Origin of the sequence: Mycobacterium scrofulaceum (assembly GCF_002086735.1) — a bacterium.
GTDB lineage: Bacteria > Actinomycetota > Actinomycetes > Mycobacteriales > Mycobacteriaceae > Mycobacterium > Mycobacterium scrofulaceum.
The window spans coordinates 1-6,988 of the sequence record NZ_MVIJ01000101.1; the positions used below are offsets into that span (position 1 = coordinate 1).

Annotated in this window: 6 protein-coding genes; all 6 read right to left on the minus strand. The window is 71.2% G+C overall.

Going from position 1 to position 6,988, the window contains the following annotated elements:
• The coding region (locus BST44_RS28460) for a DUF7159 family protein (protein WP_439330761.1) at positions 1-1,083 on the minus strand (1,083 nt) is incomplete at its 3' end.
• A gap of 153 nt (positions 1,084-1,236) precedes the next feature.
• Positions 1,237-2,412, minus strand: coding sequence for a DUF7159 family protein (locus BST44_RS28465; protein WP_083180010.1), 1,176 nt, complete (start codon positions 2,410-2,412; stop codon positions 1,237-1,239).
• 176 nt (positions 2,413-2,588) lie between these two features.
• Positions 2,589-4,052 carry a DUF7159 family protein gene (locus BST44_RS28470; RefSeq protein WP_083180011.1) on the minus strand — a complete coding sequence of 488 codons (1,464 nt, stop codon included), beginning with the start codon at positions 4,050-4,052 and terminating at the stop codon, positions 2,589-2,591.
• Positions 4,053-4,259: 207 nt separating this feature from the next.
• Positions 4,260-4,562 (minus strand): hypothetical protein, encoded by a 303-nt coding sequence (locus tag BST44_RS31230; RefSeq protein ID WP_244184976.1) that lies wholly within the window; start codon positions 4,560-4,562, stop codon positions 4,260-4,262.
• A 302-nt stretch (positions 4,563-4,864) separates the two neighbouring features.
• The gene (locus BST44_RS28475) at positions 4,865-6,220 is read right to left on the minus strand and encodes a DUF7159 family protein (RefSeq protein WP_244184978.1); all 1,356 of its coding nucleotides are present in this window, start codon (positions 6,218-6,220) and stop codon (positions 4,865-4,867) included.
• Between the two features lie 116 nt (positions 6,221-6,336).
• Positions 6,337-6,909 (minus strand): dCTP deaminase, encoded by a 573-nt coding sequence (dcd, locus tag BST44_RS28480; RefSeq protein ID WP_083180012.1) that lies wholly within the window; start codon positions 6,907-6,909, stop codon positions 6,337-6,339.
• Positions 6,910-6,988: the final 79 nt, after the last annotated feature.

The window sequence follows — 6,988 nt, forward strand, 5'->3', positions numbered from 1 at the left end:
GGCCGGGGCCTTGGCCGGCGCCGGAGCCTCGGGCGCGGGGGCCGGCCGGGTGGGCGCGACGACGTTCTGGTTCGGGCTGGGCCGGACGTTGGCCGTCGGGCGGATGGCGATCGCCAACGACACGACCAGCGCCACCACCCCGATGACGAAGACGCTCGCCACGATGCCGCCCACCATCCGGAAGGACCTGCGCTCCGGATAGCCGGCGTCGACGAGCGCGGTGGCGCCGGTGAACGCGCCGGTGTAGAGGTCGTCCCCTTCGTCGGGCACGGCGCTGTAGGCGAGGCCCTCCTCGCCGGCGCCGGCCGGGATGTCGAGGTAGCCGGGTGCCACCGCGAACGGGTTGATCGCGCCGGTGCCCGGGTCTTGGGCGTAGGCCAGCGCGGCGGTGGACGACGAGAACAGCGGGGCGTGCGCGGAGGCCAGCGCCGCGCCCCGGGCGAGCGCCGTTTCGGGCTCCTCGGGCGCCGACAGCGGCAGCGAGGTGGCCGCCTCCAGCGCCGGCTTGATCAAGGGAAGGTCGATGCCGGAGCCGACGACGAACACCCCGTCGGGGCGTGTCTCGAGCGTCTCGGCATGCGAGACCATCGTGGCCAGCTGGGCGACCGCCGCCTCGTCGTCGGCCGGGAGTGGCTGGCGCTGGACGTCGGCGATCGACCCATCGGCGCTGTTGACGACGGCCAGGGTCGCGGTGTCGGGCTCGATGTACAGCAGCGCCGTCTGGGCGTAATTGGTCTGGCTGCCGACGGCTTGCGCGAGGGCGGCCGCCGCCAGGAAGGCCGAGACCAACATCACGTTCTCGACCTTGTGGGCGGCCAGCGCATCGCGCAGCGCCGCGGCTTCGATCGGGTCGGTGAACGTGACGCCCGTCGAGGCCAGTTGGTAGCCCCCCTCGGCCGCGCCCTGACGCGTACCCAGGATCGCGGACACTACCTGGTTGGCCGCGCTGAGCGTTGCGGCGTCGTCTTCGGGCGGAACGTCGAAGTTGTCTTCGTCGACGGTGGCGCCTTGGCCGTTTTGGCCTTCGACCAGCACCATTCGGACTGCCGTCGGCGCCATCGACACCCCAAGTACGGTGTCCAAAGCTCCTCCATAGTTCGATTGCTCGTCCTGATGACGAGGACGTGTCCGCCGCACCCCGCGAAAACGCCAGAGGTCACTAGATCCCCACCGAGTGTTCCCCTAGTTACCCGATTTTACGCGCGCTCGTGACCTCCCGATCGGGGCGGGACGCGGCTAGGGGATCGGGATGCCGTGCTCCCCGAGGTGTCGTTGCAGCCAATCGTCCCATTGGTCACCATGCGACGGACCGGGCGCCGGCTGGGGAGACGGCGGCGCGGGCGCTGGGGCTGGCGCCTGCTTCGTCGCCGGAGGCGGCGCCTGCTTCGCGGGCGGTGCCGGGTTGGCCGGGGGCGGCGCCGGGTTGGCGGGAGGCGGCGCCTGGTTGGCCGGAGCGACGACGTTCTGGGTGATGTCGGGTCGCTGGTGCGCGTGTGGCCGGATGTCGACAGCCAGTGCCAGCGCCAGGGCCACGACCCCGCCGACGAACACCAGCGTCGCGGCGACGACGGCCAGCACCGATTTCCGGCTGCGCTGCTCATGCGAGCGGGCGACGGACTGGCGGTCGGCCGCCGTCGTCCGGGCCACCCCGCTATCCGCCTCCGCGCTGTAGGCCAGGTCCCGCCCGTCGGCTGAGGGGTCCCCGGCGAGGGGCATCGCGATGGTCGACGGCGCCCCCAGCCGCGCGTTGGCCGCCGCCAGCGACGCGCCCCGCGCCAGGGCCATCTCGGGCTCCTCGGGGGTGGTCACCGACAAAGAGGTCACCGCCTCCAGCGCCGGCTTGATGAACGGGATGTCGACGTCGGAACCCACGAGAAAGAGCCCGTCGGGGCGGGCCCGCATCGATTCGGCGCCCGAGACCATCGCGGTGAGCTTCGCCAGCGCCGCCTCGTCGCTGCTCGGCAGCGGATGCCGACGCACATCGGCGACTGAGCCGTCGACGGTGTCGACGACGGCCAGCGTCGCGGTGGTCGGCTCGATCAGCAGCAGCGCGGTGCGCGCGCAATTGGTCGCGCTGCCGGCCGCCTGAGCCAGCGCCGCGGCGGCCATCACCGTCGAAACCAGGATGACGTTGTCAATCTTGCGTGCCGCCAACGCATTCCGCAGGGCGGCCGCCTCGCTCGCGTCGGTCCAGGTCACTCCGCTCGATTTCAACTGGTAGCCGCCCTGGGCAGCGCTCTCCCGGGTACCGACGATCGCGGCGACCACCCGGTCCGCCGCGGCGGCCGCCGTCGGCTGATTGGCGAGGCTGAAGCCATCCTGATCGACGGTCACCCCACCGGCGGCTTCGCCTTCGACCAGCACCATGCGGACCGCCTCAGGCGCCATAGACACGCCAAGTACGACGTCCACCGCTCCTCCAAGTCGCCCAAATCGATTGCTGTGCCATGCGAGACACCTGCGTTGCCATTACCGGGCTTCGTCGCGTCGAGAATGGGCCGGATGACTTCGCAGCGATCCCGGCCGCGCCCACACCCCAGTCCGCCACCCTAGCGCGCGAAAATGAGTACGCCCGGAGCCGCGACGCGCTACCTGTGGCCAAAACCACCAAATCCGTGGCCCCCACCGAAGCCGTGGCCGCCACCGAAGCCGCCGAAGCCGTGACCGCCCCCGAACCCGTGTCCACCGCCGAAACCCCCGAAGCCGTGACCGAAGCCGCCCCGGCCGCCACCGAACGGGCCACCGCGGAAGGGCCCGTGGCCGCCGCCGAAGGGACCCCGGAAAGCCGGCGCGGGAGCGCGTGGGCGCATCACCGGGACGCGGGGCGGCGGGACGAAAACCGGTGGGGCAAGCACCGGGACCGGGACGGGCCTCGGCGGCGCCGCGGGCGCCGGCGCGTTCATGGGATGCGGCACGGCCACCGGCCTGGGCGGCTGAATCTTCGGCTGCGCCTGGACGGGCGGGGCCGGCTTGGGTTGCGCTGGAACGATGACGTTTTCGTTCGGACTGGGCCGCAACGCGACCGTCGGGCGGATGTTGATCGCCAGCGCGATCTCGAGCGCCACCACCACGGTGATGAAGACGACCGCCAACGTGCTTCCGACGAGAAGCAGGGACTTGTGTCGCTGCGCGCGTGGGTCCAGGCCGACGGCGGTCTGCGCTTCGCCGTCGCCGTCCGGCACGGCGCTGTAGGCGACGTTCGGCCTGCCTTCCTTAGCGGCGGCGGAAAGCTCTGGGACGCTGCGGTATTCGGGCAGGTATGCGGGCAGCAGCCCCGGGGATTGCCCGGCGAGCGCCAGCGGGTCGACCTCGCCGGTCCCGGGGTCCAGCGCGTAGGCCAGCGCGACCGTCGACGACGCGAACAACGGCGCATTCGCCGATGCCAGCGCCGCACCCCGCGCCAGGGACATCTCCGGCTCGTCGGGCACCGACAGCTGCAGTGGGGTCGCGGCCTGCAGCGCCGGCTTGATCAAGGGGATGTCGACGCCCGAACCGACGACCACCAGGCCCTCCGGACGGCCTTCGAGCGCGTCGGTGCCGGAAACCATGTCGGCGAGCTCGGCCACGGCCTGGTCCTCGTCTTCGGCGAGTAGCCTGCGGCGCACCTCCGAGATCGATCCGTCAGAGCTGTTGACCACGGCCAGAGTCGCGGTGTACGGCTCGACGAACAGCAGCGCCGCGCGGGCGTAACCGATGGCGTCACCGACCGCCTGGGTCAGCGCGGCCGCGGCCATGAAGGCCGAAACCAGCATGACGTTTTCCAGCTTGTGCGCGATCAGCGCGTCGCGGAGCATCGCCGCCTCGATGTGATCGGTCCAGGTCACTCCGGTGGACAGCAGCTCGAAGCCGCCCTCGGCGGCGCCTTCCCGGGTGCCCAGAATCGCCGAGATCACCTGCTCGGGCGCGGTCGATGGCCCGCCAGACCGGTAAGCGGCGGCGTCGACGTCGAATTGGTCCTGGTCGACGGTGGCCCCGTCGGCGCACTCCCCTTCGACCAGCACCATGCGCACCTTCGTCGGCGCCATCGAGACGCCGAGCACGATGCCCACCACCGGTAACGCTCCCCCTGTACTTCGCTGCCCCCCAGCAGCAATCGCGGAATTCGTGCCCAAACAGCGAGCGCGCCATAATTCCGGGATTAGTGCCGGGCTTATGCAATTCTGGCGACGAGGGCGGCTATTGTGAGCCGGCCCAATGCCTTAACTTTACCCGCGCGTCGGCGCGGCCACGAAAAGCTCAGCGACGATCGCTCACCGGGCCTATTGACGTCCGCCGGAGTTATTTGTGCCCGCCACCGCCAAAGCCGCCACCGCCGAACCCGCCACCGCTATGGCCGCCACCGAAGCCGCCGCCGCCAAGGCCGCCACCGCTATGGCCGCCACCGAACCCGCCGCCACCGCCAAGCCCGCCCAGGCCGCCGGGACCGTGGCCGCCACCGAAGCCGCCAGGGCCGCCCAGGCCGCCACCGCTATGGCCGCCACCGAAGCTGCCGGGGCCGCCCAGGCCGCCGGGGCCGTGGCCGCCACCGAAGCCGCCGGGGCCGCCCAGGCCGCCGGGGCCACTCGGCGCACCGCCACCCGAACCGGGAGAGGGGAAGTGCCCGCCGCCCAAGCCGCCCGATCCCGCGCCCGGGGGCGTTGCGTGTCCACCGCCGAAGCCGCCCTCACCAGGGGGTGGAACGTGTCCACCGCCGAAGCCGCCCTCACCAGGAGGCGGAACGTGCCCACCGCTAGACCCGCCGGTACCCGATCCCGGCGGCGGCACATGCCCACCACTAGAACCACCCGAGCCCGATCCCGGCGGCGGCACATGCCCACCGCTAGACCCGCCGGTACCCGATCCCGGCGGCGGCACATGCCCACCACTAGAACCACCCGAGCCCGATCCCGGCGGCGGCACATGCCCACCGGTGGAGCCGCCCGAGCCCGAGCCGGGCGGCGGCACATGCCCACCGGTGGAGCCGCCCGGGCCGGAAGCGGGCGGCGGCGAGCCGTGCCCGGGAGGGGCCTGGTGGGGCGGTGACTGCGGCCCCGTGCCGCCGACTTGCGGCGGCTCCGGAACGTGCACCGGCGGCCGGCAGCGGGGCGGCGAACTGCGGAGTCATCGGCTTGGGCGCCGCCGCCGGCGCCGGCGCGCTGAGCTTCGCCGCCGGGGCGGACGCCTCGACGGGGGCCGGCGGCTCCTGCGTCGGAACGATGAGGTGCTGGCCGGGGGTGGGCTGCAGGGCAACGGTTCCCGTCGTGCGGATGCCGATCGCCAGCGCGATCTCCAGCGCCAACACCGCACTGATGCTGGCGACCGCCAACCCGCTGCCGATCAGCAGGGCCGGCCGGCGCCGCTCTTGGCTCTCCTCCTGCATGAAGAGCTTTTCGATGACGACGGTGGGCGAGTCGGCATCCTCGTCCGGCACGGCGCTGTAGGCCAGCTCGTCGTCGCCGGGTTCCGGACCGAAGGGTGCGTAGAGGTATTCGGGCAGCGAGTGCTGGTCGACGGCGCCGGTGCCGGGGTCCTGCGCGTAGGCGAGCGCCGCGGTGGAGGAGGCGAACAGCGGCGCGTTGGCCGACGCCAGCGCGGCGCCGCGGGCCAGTGCCGTCTGCGGCTCCTCCGGCACGCTGACCGCGAGGGTGGTCGCGGTCTGCAACGCCGGCTTCAGCGGGACGATGTCGACCCCCGAGCCCACCACCAGCACGCCGTCGGGCGCCGCCTCCAGCCGCTCCAGCCCGGCGATCATCCCGCCGAGTTGCGCGGCGGCCGAATCGTACGACTCGGCGTAGAGCGGTTGCTTGTACACGTCGGGGATGGAACCGTCGAAGGTCTCGACGACCGCCAACGTCGCGGTGTCGGGCTCGACGAACATCACCGCGGTACGCTCGTAACCCATTGCCGCCCCGACGTTTTGGGCCAGCGCCGTCGCGGCCAAAAAGGCCGACACCAACATGACATTCTCGATGCGATGCGCGGTCAGCGCGTCGTGCAGGGCCGCCGCCTCGAGCTGGTCGGTCCAGGTCACGCCGATGGACGACACCTCCAGGCCGGCGTCGGCCGCGCCCTCCTGGGTGCCCAAAATGGCCGCGAGCACCTGGTCGGAAGCGCTCGCGGTGGCCGCCTCGTCCGCGGTGGCGACGTCGAAGACGTCCTCTTCGACCGTGGCGCCGTCGGCGTATTCGCCTTCGAGGACGACCATTTGGATCGATGCCGGTGCCATCGACACCCCGAGCACGATATCCAAGACAAACCCCTCCAAAGGTATTGCGAGGCGAACCGTGGCCAGGCGGAGGAAAAAACCACGGCTAACTAAGTATCGCGCAGAATGCGGGTGGGAGGGCCCCGCAGAACCTATGTAGTCCTTATGAAGTTCTGATAGGAGCGCGACGGCGTGGGTCCGCGCTGGCCCTGGTACTTCGAGCCAACTTGCGAACTGCCGTAAGGGTGTTCGGCCGGGCTGGTCAACCGCAGGATGCAAAGCTGCCCGATCTTCATGCCCGGCCACAGCGTGATCGGCAGGTTGGCCACGTTGGACAGCTCCAGCGTGATGTGACCACTGAAACCGGGGTCGATGAAGCCCGCGGTCGAGTGCGTCAGCAGGCCCAGCCGCCCCAGCGACGACTTGCCTTCCAGCCGGCCCGCGAGATGGTCGGGCAACGTGATGAGCTCCAAGGTGGATCCCAGCACGAACTCGCCCGGGTGCAGGACAAAACGTTCTCCGGGGGCTCGTTCCACCAGGGTGGTCAGGTCGTCCTGCTGCTCGGCGGGATCGATGTGGGTGTATCGGGCATTGTTGAACACCCGGAACATGCCATCGAGGCGGACGTCGATGCTGGAGGGCTGCACCAGCGCGTCGTCGTAGGGGTCGATGCCCAACCGCCCGGCGGTGATTTCGGCCCTGAGGTCACGATCGGAGAGCAGCACGCGTTTCTCCTATGTCAAGCCGCTGCCGGTTGGCAAGGCTTTGTTCGGATGTTGTGGTCGGTGTGGAGGTGATGGAACA